Genomic DNA, 16,250 nt, shown 5'->3' on the forward strand with positions numbered 1-16,250 from the left:
CGTACATGGTGGCCCGTCGTGAAGGTGGCGATGCGCCGTACATGGTGGCCCGTCGTGAAGGTGGCGATGCGCCGTACATGGTGGCCCGTCGTGAAGGCGGCGATGCGCCGTACATGGTGGCCCGTCGTGAAGGTGGCGATGCGCCGTACATGGTGGCCCGTCGTGAAGGTGGCGATGCGCCATACATGGTGGCGTAAGCCACTCCATGAAAAAACCCCGGTTGTTGCAACCGGGGTTTTTTTGCGACCGCAGCCAGCCGGTGTCGCGCTTAGCGCACGATAGGCTTGTAGCGGATGCGCTTGGGCTTGGCACCTTCCTCGCCCAGACGCTTCTTCTTGTCGGCTTCGTATTCCTGATAGTTGCCATCGAAGAAGGTCCACTGCGATTCGCCTTCCGCCGCCAGGATATGGGTGGCGATACGGTCCAGGAACCAGCGGTCGTGGGAGATCACGAACACGGTGCCGGCGAATTCCAGCAGCGCGTCTTCCAGTGCGCGCAGGGTTTCGACGTCCAGGTCGTTGGACGGCTCGTCCAGCAGCAGCACGTTGCCGCCCTTGAGCAGGGTCTTGGCCAGGTGCAGGCGGCCGCGTTCGCCGCCGGACAGCATGCCCACCTTCTTCTGCTGGTCGCCGCCCTTGAAGTTGAAGCGGCCCAGATACGCGCGGCTGGACATCTCGAAGCGGCCAACGTTGAGGATGTCGGCACCGCCGGACACGTCGTCGAACACCGTCTTGTCGCCTTCCAGCCCCTCGCGGCTCTGCTCGACGAAGGCCATCTGCACGGTCTGGCCGATCTTCACCGTGCCGGCATCCGGCTGTTCCTTGCCGGCGATCATCTTGAACAGCGTGGACTTACCGGCGCCGTTGGGGCCGATGATGCCGACGATGGCGCCCGGCGGGGCCTTGAACGACAGGTTGTCGATCAGCAGGCGGTCGCCGAAGCCCTTCGACACGCCGTCGAATTCGATCACTTCGTTGCCCAGGCGCTCGGCTACCGGGATGAAGATTTCCTGGGTCTCGTTGCGCTTCTGGTGTTCGAAGCTGGACAGCTCCTCGAACTTGGCCAGACGCGCCTTGGATTTCGCCTGGCGGCCCTTCGGGTTCTGGCGTACCCACTCCAGTTCCTGCTTCATCGCCTTCATGCGCGCGCCTTCCTGCTTGCTTTCCAGCTCCAGGCGCGCCTCCTTCTGCTCCAGCCAGCTGGAGTAGTTGCCCTTCCACGGGATGCCCTCGCCGCGGTCCAGCTCCAGGATCCATTCGGCGGCGTTGTCGAGGAAGTAGCGGTCGTGGGTGACGGCGACCACGGTGCCGGGGAAGCGCACCAGGAACTGCTCCAGCCACTCCACCGATTCGGCGTCCAGGTGGTTGGTCGGTTCGTCCAGCAGCAGCATGTCCGGTTGCGACAGCAGCAGCTTGCATAGCGCCACGCGGCGCTTCTCACCGCCGGACAGCGGGCCGATCCTGGCGTCCCACGGCGGCAGGCGCAGCGCGTCGGCGGCCAGTTCCAGCTGCAGTTCGATGTTGTCGCCGGCGCCGGCGGAGATGATGGCTTCCAGCTTGGCCTGCTCTTCGGCCAGCGCGTCGAAGTCGGCGTCCGGCTCGGCGTAGGCGGCGTACACCTCTTCCAGCCGCTTCTGCGCGCCCATCACGTCGCCCATGCCGCTTTCGACTTCCTCGCGCACGGTCTTGTCAGGGTCGAGCTTCGGCTCCTGCTCCAGGTAGCCGATCTTGACGCCGGCCAGATGCTGCACCTCGCCGTCGTACTCCTTGTCGACACCGGCCATGATGCGCAGCACGGTGGATTTGCCGGCGCCGTTGAGGCCCAACAGGCCGATCTTGGCGCCGGGGAAGAAACTTAAAGAAATATCTTTAATGATCTGGCGTTTCGGGGGAACGATCTTGCTCACGCGGAGCATGGACATCACGTATTGAGCCATAGCTTGTGCTTGTATTCCTGCTGGATTGCGATAGGGAGATGAACCGGGGAAGTGTAGCAAATTCGGCGGGTGCTTGCCGTGCGGCCAACGTTGGCCGCAGCGGCTCAGAACAGCAGCGCGAGGATGAACACGCCGAGCATGGCGAAGGCGCAGGCGATCTTGGCGACGGTGCCGGCCAGAAAGCCGAGGAAGGTGGCGGCGCCGACGCGGCTGGCCTGCGGCAGGTTGCGGCGCGCGATCAGTTCGCCGATGACGGCGCCGAGCACCGGCCCGGCAATGGCACCGACCAGGCCGAAGAACAGCCCGATAAGACCGCCGAGCAGGGCGCCGATCAGCGCCTCGCGGCTGGCGCCGCTTTTCTGGGCGCCGAGCAGGCTGGCGACACTCTCGATCACCATGCCGGCCACGGCGAGCAGGACGATGGTGGTCAGCGGCCAGAAGCCGACGTGCACGAAGTTGCCGTTCCACGCCGCCAGCAGGAAGCCGGCGGCGAGCAGGCCGAGGCCGGGCAGGGCGGGGTAGATGGTGCCGGCGAGGCCGACCAGCACCAGCAGGATGGACAGCAGATACCAGAGCAGCGAGAGATCCATGGGGCTTCCGAAGGCAAAGGGGGACAGACAAAGAAAACGGCGCGAGGCGAAAGTTCCGCCCGCGCCGTGCGTTGCGGCCAACCTTGCGGCGGCTACGCCCCGCTGCAGTATTCCTGCAGCAGGGTTTCCTGCGCGCAGCGGCCCTTGCCGCGCGCCATGCGCCGGCGGTAGCTGCCGTCGGCCTGCATTTCCCAGGCGTTGGTGTTGTCGTCGAGGTAGATGCGCAGCCCTTCCTTCATGATGCGGCGCTTCAGCTTGGGGTCGAGGATGGGCACGCAGGTCTCGATGCGGCGGAAGAAGTTGCGACCCATCCAGTCGGCGCTGGCGATGTACAGGTCTTCGGCCTTGTCGTTGTAGAAGTAGAACACGCGGGTGTGCTCGAGGAAGCGGCCGACGATGGAGCGCACGGTGATGTTCTCCGACAGCCCCTCCACGCCGGGGCGCAACGCGCACACGCCGCGCACGATCAGGCTGATCTTCACCCCGGCCTGGCTGGCGCGGTACAGCGCCTGGATCACCTGCGGCTCCAGCAGCGCGTTCATCTTGGCAATGATCTGCGCCGGCTTGCCGGCCTGGGCGTGGGCGATCTCGCGGTCGATGGCGCCGATGATCATGTTGTGCAGCGTGAACGGCGACTGGTACAGGTGCTTCAGCTCGCCGGCGCGGCCGAGGCCGGTGATCTGCACGAACAGGTCGTTGACGTCGCTGACGATGTCCTCGTTGCAGGTCAGCAGGCCGAAGTCGGTGTACAGCCGCGCGGTGCGCGGGTGGTAGTTGCCGGTGCCCAGGTGCACGTAGCGCTTGAGCTGGCCTTCCTCGCGGCGCACCACCAGCAGCATCTTGGCGTGCACCTTGTAGCCGAACACGCCGTACACCACGTGCGCGCCGGCGTCTTCCAGCCGCGACGCCCAGCTGATGTTGGCCTCTTCGTCGAAGCGCGCCATCAGTTCCACCACCACCGTCACCTGCTTGCCGGCGCGGGCGGCGGCGATCAGCGATTCCATCAGCACCGAGTCGGTGCCGGTGCGGTACACCGTCATCTTGATCGCCACCACCTCCGGATCGGTGGCGGCGTTGACCAGCATGTCGATCACCGGCTGGAAGGACTGGAACGGGTGGTGCAGCAGGATGTCGTTCTTGCGGATGGCCTCGAATAGCGGTGTCTTCTTGGCCAGCGCCGGCGGCAGCGTGGCCTCGAACGGTGCGAATTTCAGGTCCGGGCGGTCGACCTTGTCCGGCACCTGCATCAGGCGCACCAGGTTGACCGGGCCGTCGACGCGGTAGATGTCCTGCTGCTGCAGGTTGAAGGTGTGCAGCAGGAATTCTTCCATGTGCGTCGGGCAGGTGTCGGCGATCTCCAGCCGTACCGCGTCGCCGTACTGGCGCTGGCGCAGCTCGCCCTGCAGCGCGGTGCGCAGGTTCTTCACGTCGTCGTCGTCGACGTTGAGGTCGCTGTCGCGGGTGACGCGGAACTGGTAGCAGCCCTTCACCGTCATGCCGGGGAACAGCTCCTGCACGTGCGAGTGCAGGATAGAGGACAGGAACACGAAGCTGTGCTGGTTGCCGCCGCACAGCGCGGCCGGCAGCTTGATCACGCGCGGCAGGATGCGCGGCGCCTGCACGATGGCGATGCCGGATTCGCGGCCGAAGGCGTCGGCGCCTTCCAGCTCGATGATGAAGTTCAGGCTCTTGTTGAGCAGCTTGGGGAACGGGTGCGACGGGTCCAGCCCGATCGGGGTCAGGATGGGCATCAGTTCGCGGAAGAAGTAGTCGCTGATCCAGGCTTTCTGCTCGCTGTCCCACTCGTTGCGGCGCATGAAGATGATGCCTTCGGCACGCAGCGCCGGGAAGATCTCCTCGCGCAGCAGGCGGTACTGCTCGCGCACCAGCGCATGGGCGGCCTCGGACAGGCGGGTCAGCACCTCGGCCGGCTTGCTGCCGTCGGCGAGGATGCGGTCCGGCGTCAGCTGTGCCGCTTCCTTCAGCCACGCCACCCGTACCTCGGCAAACTCGTCCATGTTCGACGACACGATGCAGAGGAATTTCAGGCGCTCCAGCAGTGGCAGGCGTTCCTCTTCGGCCTGCGCCATCACGCGGCGGTTGAACTCGATCAGGGCCAGTTCGCGGTTAAGCAGGTTTTCGTGTGTCGTCGGCATTTTATGCATTGGTACTGGTGCGGGAGTAAAAAAAAGCCCTCACGGGGAGGGCGCGGTCGTTTGTTACTGCTGCGGCGTGAAACCGGCGACCTGGTCGGCCCCCTGGCCGAAGAAGTAGGCCTCCAGCTGCGCGGCCAGGTACTGGCGGGCGCGGGCATCGGCCAGGCTCAGGCGGTTTTCGTTGATCAGCATGGTCTGGTAACGCAGCCAGCCCTGCCACGCCTCCTTGGAGACGTTTTCCAGAATGCGCTGACCCAGTGCGCCGGGCAGCGGCGGGAAGTCCATGCCTTCGGCTTCGCGACCGAGCTTAACGCAGTTGACCATTCGTGCCATGGTGAATTCCTTGAGAAGTGTCGAAACGATAGAGACTAATTGTGTCACAGAGATGACAGGTCACCAACCCTTGTGCCACCAGTGCCGTTTACAAGGGCTTGATCAGCACCTTGGAGCGGCGGTTGTGGTTGTACAGCTCGCGGCGTGACTGCGGCAGCTGCTCGATGTTGGCCGCAACGAAGCCGCGCTCGGCGAACCAGTGCGCGGTCTGGGTGGTGAGGATGAACAGCGCCTTGTAGCCGTACAGCCGCGCGCGCTGCTCCACGTGCTGCACCAGCAGGTCGCCGAAACCGCTGTTGCGGCGGTCGGCGCTGACCGCGAGGCAGGCCAGCTCGGCCATGCCGTCTTCCGGGAACGGCAGCATCGCGACACAGGCGGCGATGCGATCGTCGTGTTCCAGTACCGAGTAGTTGCGGATCTGCATTTCCAGGTGTTCGCGGCTGCGCTTGATCAGGATGCCCTGTTCCTGCAGCGGGCGGATCAGCGCCAGGATGTCGCCGACGTCCTCGATGCTGGCCTCGCGGATCTTGACCAGCGAGTCGCGCGCGATCATGGTGCCGGTGCCGTAGTCGGTGAACAGCTCCACCAGCAGCGCGCCGTCGTCGTCGTGGCTGACCAGGTGCGAGCGCACCACGCCCTCGCGGGTGGCGCGGATGGCGTAGGGCAGGCTGAGGCGGCACTCCTCGCTATCGATGCCGCGCTGGTAGATCGCCTCCGCCTGGTCGGCGGAGATGGCGTTGTGCAGCACGCCGTCGGCATCGACCAGGCCGTGGCCCTGCACCAGGAAGATCAGCTTCTCCGCCTTCAGCTCGATGGCGGTATGGCAGGCGACCTCTTCCATGGTCATGTTGAAGGCTTCGCCGGTCGGCGAGTAGCCGATCAGCGAGGTCAGCACCAGCTCGCCGCGATTGAGGCGCTCGTTGATGGCCTCGGTGTCGATCTTGCGCACGCGGCCGCTGTACTGCATGTCGACGCCGTCGATCACGCCCAGCGGCTGCGCGGTGACGAAGTTGCCGCCGGCGACGCGCAGGTGGGCGCCGTGCATCGGCGAATTGGGCATCCCCATCGACAGGAAGGCTTCCAGATCGTGGCGCAAGCCGCCCACCGCCGATTTCACCGCCTCCAGCGTCGGGCCGTCGGTCACGCGGCGGCCCTGGTGGAAGTGGCGTGCAATGCCGCGCAGGCGCAGTTGTTCGTCGATCTGCGGCCGCGCGCCGTGCACCAGCACGATGCGCACGCCGAGGCTGACCAGCAGGTTCAGGTCCTGCGCCAGCCCGTACAGGTTGCCGCGCGCCAGGCTCTCGCCGTTGACGGCGACGACGAAGGTTTTGCCACGGAAGGCGTTGATGTAAGGCGCCGCCTCGCGAAAGGCGAGCACAAAATCGGGGTGCAGCATGATGGGTCCCACCGGTAGACAGCCACAAAAACGCAAGATTAGCAGGAATGATGGCTTTATAGACAGTGCCGCTGGCGGCGTGCACACGGTGTGGCCGGCGCCCGGGCGGCCACCGGCCAAGCTTGGCCGCAACGCCCGTCCGCCGTGGCCATGAAAAAGGCCGGGCACCTCGCGGCGACCCGGCCATGGCGGACGGTGGCAAACACTCAGGACGGGGTCTTCTTGAGCATGATCTGCTGCACCTTGAGGATGTTCAGCGCCTGGTTCAGCTGCACGTCGCTGGCGGCATCGCCGTTGCCATTGCCGTTGCTGTCGCCGTTCTTCGGCTTGTCACCGTTGCTGGCCGGCTTGGCGGCGGGCTTGGCCGCCGGCTTGCTGCCTTCGGCCGCCTCGTTCGGATTCTGCAGGTGGCGTTCCAGGTCGGCTTCGCGCACGCGCAGCGAGGCCAGCGCCTCGTTGCCTTCCTCGACCACGATGTCCGGCACGATGCCCTTGGCCTGGATCGAGCGGCCGTTGGGGGTGAAGTAGCGCGCGGTGGTCATCTTGATGCCGCCGTTGTTGGCCAGCGGCAGTACCGACTGCACCGAACCCTTGCCGAAGGTCTGGGTGCCGACGATCAGCGCCCGCTTGTGATCCTGCAGCGCCCCGGCGACGATCTCCGAGGCCGAGGCGGAGCCGGCGTTGACCAGCACCACCAGCGGCACGTTCTTGATCGCCGGCGGCACCTTGGCGTAGTCGCTGGCGCCCTTGCCGCGCTGGTAGTCGCGCGGGTTGGCGTACAGGCGCATCTTGGAGTCGCTGGCGCGGCCCTCGGTGTACACCACCAGCGCATCCTGCGGCAGGAAGGCGGCGGAGATGCCCACGGCACCGTGCAGCACGCCGCCCGGATCGTCACGCAGGTCCAGCACCATGCCCTTCAGCGGCGCCTTGTTGTCCTTGTACAGCTGGGTCAGGGCCTGCGCGAAGTTCTCGACGGTGTGCTCCTGGAACTGGGCGACACGGACGTAGCCGAAGCCCGGCTCCAGCAGGCGCGACTTCACGCTCTTGGTCTTGATCACCGCGCGGGTGAGGGTGAAGACCAGCGGCTTGGATTCGGTCTTGCGCGCGATGGTCAGCGTCACCTTGCTGCCCGGCGCGCCGCGCATCTTCTTCACCGCGTCGTTGATCGACAGGCCGCGCACCGGGGTGTCGTCGATCTTGACGATCAGGTCGCCGCTCTTGATGCCGGCCTTCTGCGCCGGGGTGTCCTCGATCGGCGCCACCACCTTGACCAGGCCGTCCTCGGTGCCGATCTCGATGCCGAGACCGCCAAACTCGCCCTGGGTGCCCTCGCGGAATTCCTTGAACGCCTCCGGATCGTAGTAGTCGGAGTGCGGGTCCAGGCCGGACAGCATGCCCTTGATCGCCTCGTTGATCAGCTTCTTGTCTTCGACCGGCTCGACATAGTCCTGCTTGATGCGGCCGAACACCTCGGCAAAGGTGCGCAGCTCGTTGAGCGGCAGGATGCCGTTATTCTTGTCGGCAAAGGCCTGGATGCTGACGGTGAGCGCACCGCCCACCAGGGCACCGGTGGTCAGCAGGGCAAGTTTGCGTAAGCGGGGAGAGCTCATGGTGTGTGTTCCGTTCGTACGGGCTATCGTGCCCAGGACTGTGGATTGATCGGCCGGCCCATATAGCGCAGCTCGAAGTAAAGCCCGGTTTCGCCGCTTTCCAGACTGCCGCTGGCGCCGAGCACGTCGCCGCCGCGGACCGTGGCGCCGTTGCCGCGCACCATGGTGGCAAAGCCGGTGTAGACCGTCATGTAGTTGCCGCCGTGATCAATGATCATGGCATTGCCGAAGCCGCGCAACCAGTCGGCGTAGACCACGGTGCCGTCGGCGACCACGCGCACCGGGCTACCGGGGGCGACCTTGATGAACATGCCCTTCCAGCTGGCGCCCTCGCCACGGCGCGCGCCGAAGCGACCGCCGATCTCGCCGGCGACCGGCAGTTTCAGCCGGCCCTGCAGGCTGCGGAAGGCGTTGCCGGACAGGCTGGCATCGGCCACCTCATCCACCGTTTCGACCCTGGCCGGGGCTTTCGGTTCTGCCGGCAGCGGTTTGCCCTGCTTTTTCGCCTCGGCGACCTGCTGGCGACGTTTCTCTGCGGCCAACCTCGTCGCCTGTTCGCGCGCTTTTTTCGCCTGCGCGGCCTTGGCGGCGGCGGCGAGCTGGCGGCGGCGGATGTCGGCGTTGATGCGGGCGATCAGCACGCTCAGCTCACGCTCGTCTTCCTTCAGCTGCTGCAGTTTCTGCTGCTGGTCGCGGATGGCGCTGTCCAGCTGGCTGACCTGCTGGCTGCGCTGGTTGCGCGCCTGCTGCAGCTGGCGTTTCTCCTGCACCTTGGCGCTGGACAGCCGCCCCAGCCGCACCAGTTCGTCCTCGATGCGCTCGCTCATCGCCTGCAGCTGCACCTCCTGGTCGCGCAGCGTCTGGATCAGGCTTTGCTGCGCGCGGTGGATGTGGGTGTAGTAGGTGAGGTCGCGCGCGCTCTGGTTCGGGTCCTGGGTGTTGAACATGATGGCCATCGCGTCCTGCTGGCCGCGCTTGTACTCCGCCGCCAGCAGGCGGCTGACGCGCTGCCGCGTCTCGGCCACCTTGATGCGGATGCCCTGCAGCTCGGCCTGCAGCTTGTCCAGCTGGCTGCTGGTGGCATCCTGCTTCTTCTCCAGCTCGTTCAGCACCTGGTGCGTGGCCTCAAGCGCCTGCTCGGACTTGGCGATTTCGCCGGCGGTCTGCTGCCGCTCGGCTTCCTTGCGCGCGATGTCCTGCTGCAGGCTGCTGATTTCCTTGCGCACGCTGTTGAGGTTCTGCTGCGGCGCGGCCGCCGGCGGGGCGGCCTGCGCCACGGCGCACAGCGCGCCGAGCAGGCTGAGCGTCAGGCGTGCTTTCACTGGAACTCGATCAGCGAGCGGCCGGTCATCTCGGCCGGTTGCGGCAGTCCCATCATCGCCAGCAGCGTCGGGGCGAGGTCGCGCAGCGCGCCGCCGTCCTGCAGCGTGGCGTTGCGGCCAACGTACAGCAGCGGCACCTTTTCCAGCGTGTGCTGGGTGTGCGCCTGCTGGTGGATTTCGTCGTTCATCTGCTCGCAGTTGCCGTGGTCGGCGGAGATCAGCACTTCGCCGCCGATGGCCTGCATCGCGTCGACACAGCGCTTGATGCAGGCATCCAGCGTTTCCACCGCCTTGACCGCGGCGTCGAAGATGCCGGTGTGGCCGACCATGTCGCAGTTGGCGTAGTTGCAGATGATGGCGGCGTACTGGCGGCTGTTGATCGCCTCGACGATCCTGTCGGTCACTTCCGGCGCGCTCATTTCCGGCTGCAGGTCGTAGGTCGCCACTTTCGGCGACGGCACCAGGATGCGGTCCTCTCCGGGGTAGACCTGCTCCTCGCCACCGTTGAAGAAGTAGGTGACGTGCGGGTACTTCTCGGTTTCGGCGATGCGGAGCTGCTTCAGGCCGAGGCCGGACAGGTATTCGCCGAGGCCGTTGCGGATCTTCTGCGGCGCGTAGGCGACCGGGTGGCTGTAGGCCTCGCCGTAGGAGGTCAGGCTGGCGAACAGCGCGAATTTCGGCTGGCGGGCGCTGAAACCGTCGAAGGCCGGATCGGTCAGCGCGGTGGTCAGCTGGCGCGCGCGGTCGGCGCGGAAGTTCATGAATACCACCACGTCGCCGTCCTGCATCTTCAGCGGCTCGCCGATGATGGTGGCCTTGACGAATTCGTCGTTCTCGTCGCGGGCGTAGGCGGCGGCCAACGCGTCGTGGCTGCTGGCGGCGTGGAATTCGGCTTCGCCTTCCACCAGTGCCCGGTACGGCGCCGCCATGCGCTCCCAGCGCTTGTCGCGGTCCATCGCCCAGTAGCGGCCGCAGACGGTGGCGACGCGCGCGTTCGGGCAACGCGCCAGCACCGTGTCGAGGCGCTTGAGGTAGGTCTCGGCGCTGCGCGGTGGCGTGTCGCGGCCGTCGAGGAAGGCGTGAATGGCGATGCGCTGGACGCCGGCCGCCTGTGCGCCTTCGATCAGCGCGTGGATGTGGTTTTCATGGCTGTGCACGCCGCCATCGGACAGCAGGCCCATCAGGTGCAGGGTGCTGTTTTGCTGTTTGGCGGTCGCGATCGCCTGCGCCAGCACCGGGTTGGCGGCCAGCGTGCCGGCCTCGACGTCGCAGTCGATGCGGCTGATGTCCTGCTGCACGATGCGGCCGGCGCCGATATTGAGGTGGCCGACCTCGGAGTTGCCGAACTGGCCGGAGGGCAGGCCGACGTTGTGCTCGGAGGCGTCCAGCGTACTGTAGGGATAGCGCGCTTTCAGCGCGTCCCAGTTCGGGGTGTTTGCCGCCAGAATGGCATTGTCGTCGCCTTCGAGGCGGTGGCCGAAACCGTCAAGGATGAGTAGCAAAACCGGCGTAACAGTAGCCATGATGTCCAATTATCTTGTGGTGAGAACAGGAAAACCCGAAGCCGTGGCAGCAGGCGGCCACGGCGAGGAATCAAGATAGTAAAGCATCGGACGCTGGCTGTCAGTGCCTCAGGCTGTAGCCTAGCGACTACTGCGCGGCGGCTTGCGGCGGATGTACAGCGTCTTGCTGATGCGCGCCACTTCGGCCCCTTCGGCGTCGTAGACGCTGACGCTCAGCGCCGGCAGATGCTTGTCGCCGCCGGCGGTCGCGTCGCGCACGCGCTGCAGCGTGTCGTCGTCGAGGCGGAAGCGGGCGCAGACCACGCCGCGGCCGGGTTTCAGGTAGTCGATGCTGCCGGCCTTGTCCCACACGATGTAGTCCTTGCCGAGGTTTTTCAGCAGCATCAGCATGTAGAACGGGTCGGTCATCGCGTACAGGCTGCCGCCGAAATGGACGCCGACATAGTTGCGGTTGGTCAGCCCCAGCCGCAGCTGGACGTCGACTTCCTTCCAGTCCGGGCTGATGCGGCGCACCCTGACCCCGGCGCCGAGGAAGGGCGGCCACAGATTGAGGACGAGCTTGGCGAGACGATGGTTCATGGCGAGGATGAAACGATTGTTTGAATCGGGCTATCGTCGCGGCAACGGCGGTCGCCGTCAAGCCGCCCGCCGCCCCGATTCAGAACGGCAGCTCGCTCTGCCGCCCCGGCTGCTGGCCGACCACGGCCGTGGTGTCGCCTTCCGCCAGCCGGATGTGCAGCAGCTCGCCGGCGCGCAGTTGCGCCGCGGAGCGCACCACGGTGCCGTCCTGCTGCTGCACGATGGCGTAACCGCGCTGCAGCACCGCCTCCGGATTGATTGCGGCCAACGTTGCCTGATGCCGCGCCAGCACCAGTTGCCGCTGCTGCCAGTGCTGGTGTATCAGCTGCCGCAGCTGGTCGCCGCGCCGCGCCAGTAGCTGTTGCCAGCGGGCGAGGTCGGGACGGATGCGCTGCAGCCGGTGCTGGCACTGCTCCAGCCGCCGCTGCCGCGCTTGCAGCAGCTGGCTGCCGGCGCGTGCCAGGCGCTGTTGCTGCGCCTGCAGCAGCTGGCGCTGGCGCTGCAGCCGCTCGCCGGGGTGCTGCAGGCGGCGACCGAGGAAATCCAGCTGTTGCGACTTGTCGGTCAGCAGCCGCCCCAGCGCGCGTTCCAGCCGGCGCTGCGCGTAGTCGACGCCTTGCTGCAGCGCCTCGCGGCTGGGCGAGGCCAACTCGGCGGCGGCGGTCGGGGTCGGCGCGCGGTGGTCAGCGACAAAATCGGCGATGGTGGTGTCGGTCTCGTGGCCGACGCCGCTGATCACCGGCAGCGTGGAGCGGGCGATGGCGCGGGCGACCACCTCCTCGTTGAACGCCCACAGGTCCTCGATGCTGCCGCCGCCGCGGCAGACGATCAGCAGTTCGACCTCCCGGCGAAGGTTGGCCGCATCGATGGCGGCGGCGATCTGCGCCGCGGCGGTGTCGCCCTGTACCGGCGTCGGGTACAGGATCAGCGGGATGCTGGGCATGCGCCGGCGCAGGGTGGTGACCACGTCGCGCAGCGCGGCGGCGGCCGGCGAGGTGACGATGCCGATGGCGGCGGGGTGGGCGGGCAGTATTTTCTTGTGGCGATTGTCGAACAATCCTTCCGCCGCCAGTTTCGCCTTCAGCTGCTCGAAGGCCTCGTACAGGCGGCCGAGGCCGGCCGAGCGCATGGTGTCGACGTTGATCTGGTAGTCGCCGCGCGCCTCGTACAGCGACACTGTGCCGCGCAGCTCGACCTGCATGCCTTCCTGCAGCCGGAATCCCAGTCCGCTCAGACGGTTACGGAACATCACGCAGCGGATTTGCGCGCGTTCGTCCTTCAGCGAGAAGTAGGCGTGGCCGGAGGCGGCCAGGGTCAGATTGGAAATTTCGCCGGCAATCCACATCGGTGGCAGGCCGCTTTCAAGCAGATCCCGCGCCATGCGGTTGAGCGAGGTGACGCTGATGACGTCGTTTTGATGTTGGCTGAAAAGCATGCTTGTCAAGTCATCCACAGGCAGGTTGGGGCAGCGGCTGGTGTCGATTGTTTATCTTAATACGGAGCCGGTGCGTGAATAGATAAACTAAAAATCTTTGCCAATCATAGGCTTAGTGATTTTGTGGCAATATTGTTGCCGTAATGTCCGGCCAGTGCCGGCAAGGCTTTGTCGCACAGTCTGCAGGCTTGTCCACAAAGTTATCCACAGGCGCTGTGGGCGAGCGGGTAATTCCCTTGTAAATTCGCAACTTAGCGCTTTTGTTTAAAGCGCAACATCATGGCGGCGGCCGAGCGTGGCGGTTGCAGGCGGCAGCCCGAGCCGATAAAGTCTCGGCCTTGGATAACGCCTGAGGAATTGCCCGTGTGGTCAATCATTGAAGCGGCCGGCTGGCCGATCTGGACCATCATTCTCGCGTCGGTGGTGGCATCGACCATCGTACTGGAACGTTTCTACAGTCTGCGCGCGGCGCTGATCATACCGCCAAACCTACTGTCGCAGACGCTGCAGGAGTATCGCCGCGCCGCGGTGAGCCAGAGCATGCTGGCCGAACTGCGCGACCATTCGCCGCTGGGACGGCTGTTCGCCGCCGGGCTGCGCCAGTTCGGCAGCAGCCGCGAGGTGATGAAGGAGGCGATCGAGGACGAGGGCCGCGTGGTGGCGCATCTGCTGGAGCGCTACCTGACCATGCTGGGCACCATCGCCGCGATGGCGCCGCTGCTGGGCCTGCTCGGCACCGTGATCGGCATGATCGAGATCTTCGGCTCGCAGGCGCCGGGCGGCACCGACCCGCGCGCGCTGGCGCACGGCATCTCCGTGGCGCTGTACAACACCGCCTTCGGCCTGATCGTGGCCATCCCCAGCATGTTCTTCTACCGCCACTTCCGCGCCAAGATCGACGGCCTGCTGGTCGAGATGGAAGCGCAGGCGGTGCACCTGCTGGAAGCGGTGCACGGCGAGCGTCGCGGCGACTGAGGCGGACGACCATGAACTTTCGCCGTCACCGTCATCGCGAAGAGCCGGAAATCAACTTCATCCCGCTGATCGACTTGCTGCTGGTCATCCTCATCTTCCTGATGGTGACCACCACCTACGCCCGTTTTTCCGAACTCGAAGTCAACCTGCCGCAGGCCAGCGGGCCGGCGGAGATGCAGAAGGATAGCCGCCTGCGCGTCGACATCAGCGCCAGTGGCGGCTACGCGGTGGACGGCGAGGCGGTGGCCGGCAGCGACGTGGCCCAGCTCGGCGAGCGCCTGAAGCGCCAGGCCAGCGGCAAGAGCCCGGCGCCGGTGGTGGTGATCAACGCCGACGCCAAGGCCAGCCACCAGGCGGTGGTGACGGTGATGGAGGCGGCCCGCCTCGCCGGCCTGCTGCAGCTGACCTTCGCCACCCAGCAGGGGACGCCGTGAGCCGGCTGGAGCGGCACTGGTATCAGCCATCGTGGTGGATGACAGCCCTTCTGGCCTTGCCGGAAGGACTTTTTGCCCTGCTGGCGGCCTTGCGGCGCACGGCCTACCGGCTGGGCTGGTGCCGTTCAGAGCAGTTGCCGGTGCCGGTGGTGGTGATCGGCAACATCAACGTCGGCGGCGTCGGCAAGACGCCGCTGACGCTGGCGCTGCTGCAGGACTTTGCCCGCCTGGGCGTGCCGGTGGGGGTGATCAGCCGCGGCTACGGCGGCACGCACCGGCAGCCGACGCTGGTGACGCCGCACAGCACGCCCGCCGAGGTCGGCGACGAGCCGCTGCTGCTGGCCGCCAGCGGCGCGCCGGTGGTGGTGGGGCGCGATCGCGTCGCCGCCGGCCGTCACCTGCTGGCGCTGTATCCGCAGACCCGTTTCATTCTCAGCGACGACGGGCTGCAGCACTACGCGCTGGGCCGCACGCTGGAGATCGTCGTGCTCGACGGCGGCCGCGGCGTCGGCAACGGCCATCTGCTGCCGAACGGTCCGCTGCGCGAACCGGTGTCAAGGTTGGCCGCAGCCGATGCGCTGGTGATCAATGGCGAGTCGCGCACCGGCCTGCGCCTGCCGCCAGCGGTGCCGCAGTTCCGGCAGCGGCTGCAGGCGGGCGATTTCGTCCACGCCGCGGGCCGGCTGCCGCCGCGCACGGCCGCCGATTTTGCCGGCCAGCGCGTGGTGGCGATGGCCGGCATCGGCCATCCGGAGCGCTTTTTTAACACCCTGCGCGAGCTGGGCGTGGAACTGGCGGCCACGCACGCCTTTCCCGACCATCACCAATTCGTCGCTGCCGATCTGCCACAGGATGCCGACGCGGTGATCGTCACCGCCAAGGATGCGGTTAAGTTGCAGTGCATCAATCATGCTAGACTATGGGTTCTGCCGGTTTCGGCCCGGCTGGAGCCGGACCTGTCCGCGTGGATTCTGTCCCAACTGGAACGAAAAAATGGACGCAAAATTTCTTGAAATCCTGGTTTGCCCGCTGTGCAAAGGCCCGCTGGTCTACAACAAGGGCGCGCAGGAACTGATCTGCAAGGGTGACCGCCTGGCCTACCCGATCCGTGACGGCATCCCGATGATGCTGGAAGGCGAAGCCCGCGAGCTGGCCGCCGAGGAAGAAGTGAAATGAACGGCTTTGTGGTGGTGATTCCGGCGCGGCTGGCCTCCAGCCGCCTGCCGGAAAAACCGCTGGCGGACATCGGCGGCAAGCCGATGGTGGTCCGCGTCGCCGAGCGCGCCGCGCAATCGGCCGCCAGCCGCGTGATCGTGGCCACCGACGATGCCCGCATCGAGGCGGCCTGCCGCCAGCACGGCGTCGAGGTGCTGCTGACGCGCGCCGATCACCCCAGCGGCACCGACCGTCTGGCCGAGGTCGCCGCGCTACTGGCGCTGCCGGACGACGCCATCGTGGTCAATGTGCAGGGCGACGAGCCGCTGATCGACCCGGCGCTGATCGACCGCCTGGCCGCGCTGATGGCGGCGCGCGCGGTGCCGATGGCCACCGTGGCGCACGCGATCCACGATGCCGCCGAGATGTTCAATCCGAATGTGGTGAAAGTGGTGCTCGACCGCCACGGCAAGGCGCTGTACTTCAGCCGCGCGCCGATCCCTTATGCCCGCGACGCCTTCGCCGCCGACAAGACACAGCTGCCGCCAGGCCTGCCGGTGTATCGCCACATCGGCATGTACGCCTACCGCGCCAGCCTGCTGCACACCTACGGCAGCCTCGCCCCGGCGCCGCTGGAGCAGTTCGAGGCGCTGGAGCAGCTGCGCATGCTGTGGCACGGTTACGACATCGTCGTGGAGTGCGTGGCCGAGGCGCCACCTGCCGGCGTCGACACGCCGGAGGATCTGGCCCGGGTGCGCGCCTACTTTGCGGCCAACCTTTCCGGATAACACAACGAAGTTAACGAT

Annotated in this window: 16 protein-coding genes; 6 read left to right on the forward strand and 10 right to left on the reverse strand. The window is 66.4% G+C overall.

Translation table 11 applies throughout. The features are described 5' to 3' along the window. A partial coding sequence (locus tag IE100_RS11205; RefSeq protein WP_229800350.1) for a hypothetical protein occupies nucleotides 1-197 on the forward strand: 197 nt, incomplete at its 5' end. A 71-nt stretch (nucleotides 198-268) separates the two neighbouring features. Here IE100_RS11205 and ettA read toward each other — a convergent pair. The 10 genes from ettA to xseA all read right to left on the reverse strand — a co-directional run bounded on the left by ettA (nucleotide 269) and on the right by xseA (nucleotide 12,880). Beyond that, entirely contained in the window at nucleotides 269-1,936 is a 1,668-nt protein-coding gene (gene ettA, locus IE100_RS11210; protein WP_189374257.1) for an energy-dependent translational throttle protein EttA, read from the reverse strand. A gap of 104 nt (nucleotides 1,937-2,040) precedes the next feature. Further along, nucleotides 2,041-2,526, reverse strand: a complete 486-nt coding sequence (locus IE100_RS11215) for a DUF456 domain-containing protein (RefSeq protein ID WP_189374258.1) — start codon at nucleotides 2,524-2,526, stop codon at nucleotides 2,041-2,043. 92 nt (nucleotides 2,527-2,618) lie between these two features. Further along, the gene (ppk1, locus tag IE100_RS11220; RefSeq protein WP_189374261.1) at nucleotides 2,619-4,682 is read right to left on the reverse strand and encodes a polyphosphate kinase 1; all 2,064 of its coding nucleotides are present in this window, start codon (nucleotides 4,680-4,682) and stop codon (nucleotides 2,619-2,621) included. A 63-nt stretch (nucleotides 4,683-4,745) separates the two neighbouring features. Further along, nucleotides 4,746-5,015: an oxidative damage protection protein gene (locus tag IE100_RS11225; RefSeq protein ID WP_189352884.1), complete on the reverse strand. Its 270-nt coding sequence runs from the start codon at nucleotides 5,013-5,015 to the stop codon at nucleotides 4,746-4,748. 88 nt (nucleotides 5,016-5,103) lie between these two features. Next, nucleotides 5,104-6,411 (reverse strand): amino-acid N-acetyltransferase, encoded by a 1,308-nt coding sequence (gene argA / locus IE100_RS11230; protein ID WP_189374263.1) that lies wholly within the window; start codon nucleotides 6,409-6,411, stop codon nucleotides 5,104-5,106. A gap of 206 nt (nucleotides 6,412-6,617) precedes the next feature. Next, complete coding sequence (locus tag IE100_RS11235; protein ID WP_189374265.1) at nucleotides 6,618-8,021, reverse strand: S41 family peptidase; 1,404 nt, start codon at nucleotides 8,019-8,021, stop codon at nucleotides 6,618-6,620. A 23-nt stretch (nucleotides 8,022-8,044) separates the two neighbouring features. Continuing rightward, the gene (locus tag IE100_RS11240) at nucleotides 8,045-9,343 is read right to left on the reverse strand and encodes a murein hydrolase activator EnvC family protein (protein ID WP_189374267.1); all 1,299 of its coding nucleotides are present in this window, start codon (nucleotides 9,341-9,343) and stop codon (nucleotides 8,045-8,047) included. Continuing rightward, nucleotides 9,340-10,866, reverse strand: a complete 1,527-nt coding sequence (gene gpmI / locus IE100_RS11245; RefSeq protein WP_189374269.1) for a 2,3-bisphosphoglycerate-independent phosphoglycerate mutase — start codon at nucleotides 10,864-10,866, stop codon at nucleotides 9,340-9,342. The genes IE100_RS11240 and gpmI overlap by 4 nt, the downstream gene beginning before the upstream one ends. 120 nt (nucleotides 10,867-10,986) lie before the next feature. Continuing rightward, complete coding sequence (locus tag IE100_RS11250; RefSeq protein ID WP_189374271.1) at nucleotides 10,987-11,445, reverse strand: DUF4442 domain-containing protein; 459 nt, start codon at nucleotides 11,443-11,445, stop codon at nucleotides 10,987-10,989. Nucleotides 11,446-11,524: 79 nt separating this feature from the next. Continuing rightward, nucleotides 11,525-12,880 carry an exodeoxyribonuclease VII large subunit gene (xseA, locus tag IE100_RS11255; RefSeq protein ID WP_189374273.1) on the reverse strand — a complete coding sequence of 452 codons (1,356 nt, stop codon included), beginning with the start codon at nucleotides 12,878-12,880 and terminating at the stop codon, nucleotides 11,525-11,527. 363 nt (nucleotides 12,881-13,243) lie between these two features. On the opposite strand from xseA, the gene IE100_RS11260 reads away from it, so the two are divergent. Genes IE100_RS11260 through kdsB form a run of 5 tightly spaced genes read left to right on the forward strand, consistent with a single transcriptional unit; the run spans nucleotide 13,244 to nucleotide 16,232 of the window. Continuing rightward, on the forward strand, nucleotides 13,244-13,855 hold the full coding sequence (locus tag IE100_RS11260; RefSeq protein ID WP_189374275.1) for a MotA/TolQ/ExbB proton channel family protein: 612 nt from the start codon (nucleotides 13,244-13,246) through the stop codon (nucleotides 13,853-13,855). 11 nt (nucleotides 13,856-13,866) lie between these two features. Then, the gene (locus tag IE100_RS11265; RefSeq protein WP_189374277.1) at nucleotides 13,867-14,289 is read left to right on the forward strand and encodes an ExbD/TolR family protein; all 423 of its coding nucleotides are present in this window, start codon (nucleotides 13,867-13,869) and stop codon (nucleotides 14,287-14,289) included. Between the two features lie 38 nt (nucleotides 14,290-14,327). Then, nucleotides 14,328-15,302 carry a tetraacyldisaccharide 4'-kinase gene (gene lpxK / locus IE100_RS11270; RefSeq protein ID WP_229800351.1) on the forward strand — a complete coding sequence of 325 codons (975 nt, stop codon included), beginning with the start codon at nucleotides 14,328-14,330 and terminating at the stop codon, nucleotides 15,300-15,302. Beyond that, nucleotides 15,283-15,465, forward strand: coding sequence for a Trm112 family protein (locus IE100_RS11275; protein WP_047966211.1), 183 nt, complete (start codon nucleotides 15,283-15,285; stop codon nucleotides 15,463-15,465). Before lpxK ends, IE100_RS11275 begins: the two co-directional genes overlap by 20 nt. After that, complete coding sequence (gene kdsB / locus IE100_RS11280) at nucleotides 15,462-16,232, forward strand: 3-deoxy-manno-octulosonate cytidylyltransferase (RefSeq protein ID WP_189374280.1); 771 nt, start codon at nucleotides 15,462-15,464, stop codon at nucleotides 16,230-16,232. Before IE100_RS11275 ends, kdsB begins: the two co-directional genes overlap by 4 nt. The last annotated feature ends 18 nt before the right edge of the window (nucleotides 16,233-16,250 follow it).

It is taken from the genome of Vogesella alkaliphila, from assembly GCF_014652475.1.
GTDB classification, from domain to species: domain Bacteria; phylum Pseudomonadota; class Gammaproteobacteria; order Burkholderiales; family Chromobacteriaceae; genus Vogesella; species Vogesella alkaliphila.

Coding starts and splice junctions, on each gene's coding strand:
- ettA (WP_189374257.1), bottom strand. CDS start 1,936: ATGGCTCAATACGTGATGTCCATGCTCCGCGTGAGCAAGATCGTTCCC.
- IE100_RS11215 (WP_189374258.1), bottom strand. CDS start 2,526: ATGGATCTCTCGCTGCTCTGGTATCTGCTGTCCATCCTGCTGGTGCTG.
- ppk1 (WP_189374261.1), bottom strand. CDS start 4,682: ATGCCGACGACACACGAAAACCTGCTTAACCGCGAACTGGCCCTGATC.
- IE100_RS11225 (WP_189352884.1), bottom strand. CDS start 5,015: ATGGCACGAATGGTCAACTGCGTTAAGCTCGGTCGCGAAGCCGAAGGC.
- argA (WP_189374263.1), bottom strand. CDS start 6,411: ATGCTGCACCCCGATTTTGTGCTCGCCTTTCGCGAGGCGGCGCCTTAC.
- IE100_RS11235 (WP_189374265.1), bottom strand. CDS start 8,021: ATGAGCTCTCCCCGCTTACGCAAACTTGCCCTGCTGACCACCGGTGCC.
- gpmI (WP_189374269.1), bottom strand. CDS start 10,866: ATGGCTACTGTTACGCCGGTTTTGCTACTCATCCTTGACGGTTTCGGC.
- IE100_RS11250 (WP_189374271.1), bottom strand. CDS start 11,445: ATGAACCATCGTCTCGCCAAGCTCGTCCTCAATCTGTGGCCGCCCTTC.
- xseA (WP_189374273.1), bottom strand. CDS start 12,880: ATGCTTTTCAGCCAACATCAAAACGACGTCATCAGCGTCACCTCGCTC.
- IE100_RS11265 (WP_189374277.1), top strand. CDS start 13,867: ATGAACTTTCGCCGTCACCGTCATCGCGAAGAGCCGGAAATCAACTTC.
- lpxK (WP_229800351.1), top strand. CDS start 14,328: ATGACAGCCCTTCTGGCCTTGCCGGAAGGACTTTTTGCCCTGCTGGCG.
- IE100_RS11275 (WP_047966211.1), top strand. CDS start 15,283: ATGGACGCAAAATTTCTTGAAATCCTGGTTTGCCCGCTGTGCAAAGGC.
- kdsB (WP_189374280.1), top strand. CDS start 15,462: ATGAACGGCTTTGTGGTGGTGATTCCGGCGCGGCTGGCCTCCAGCCGC.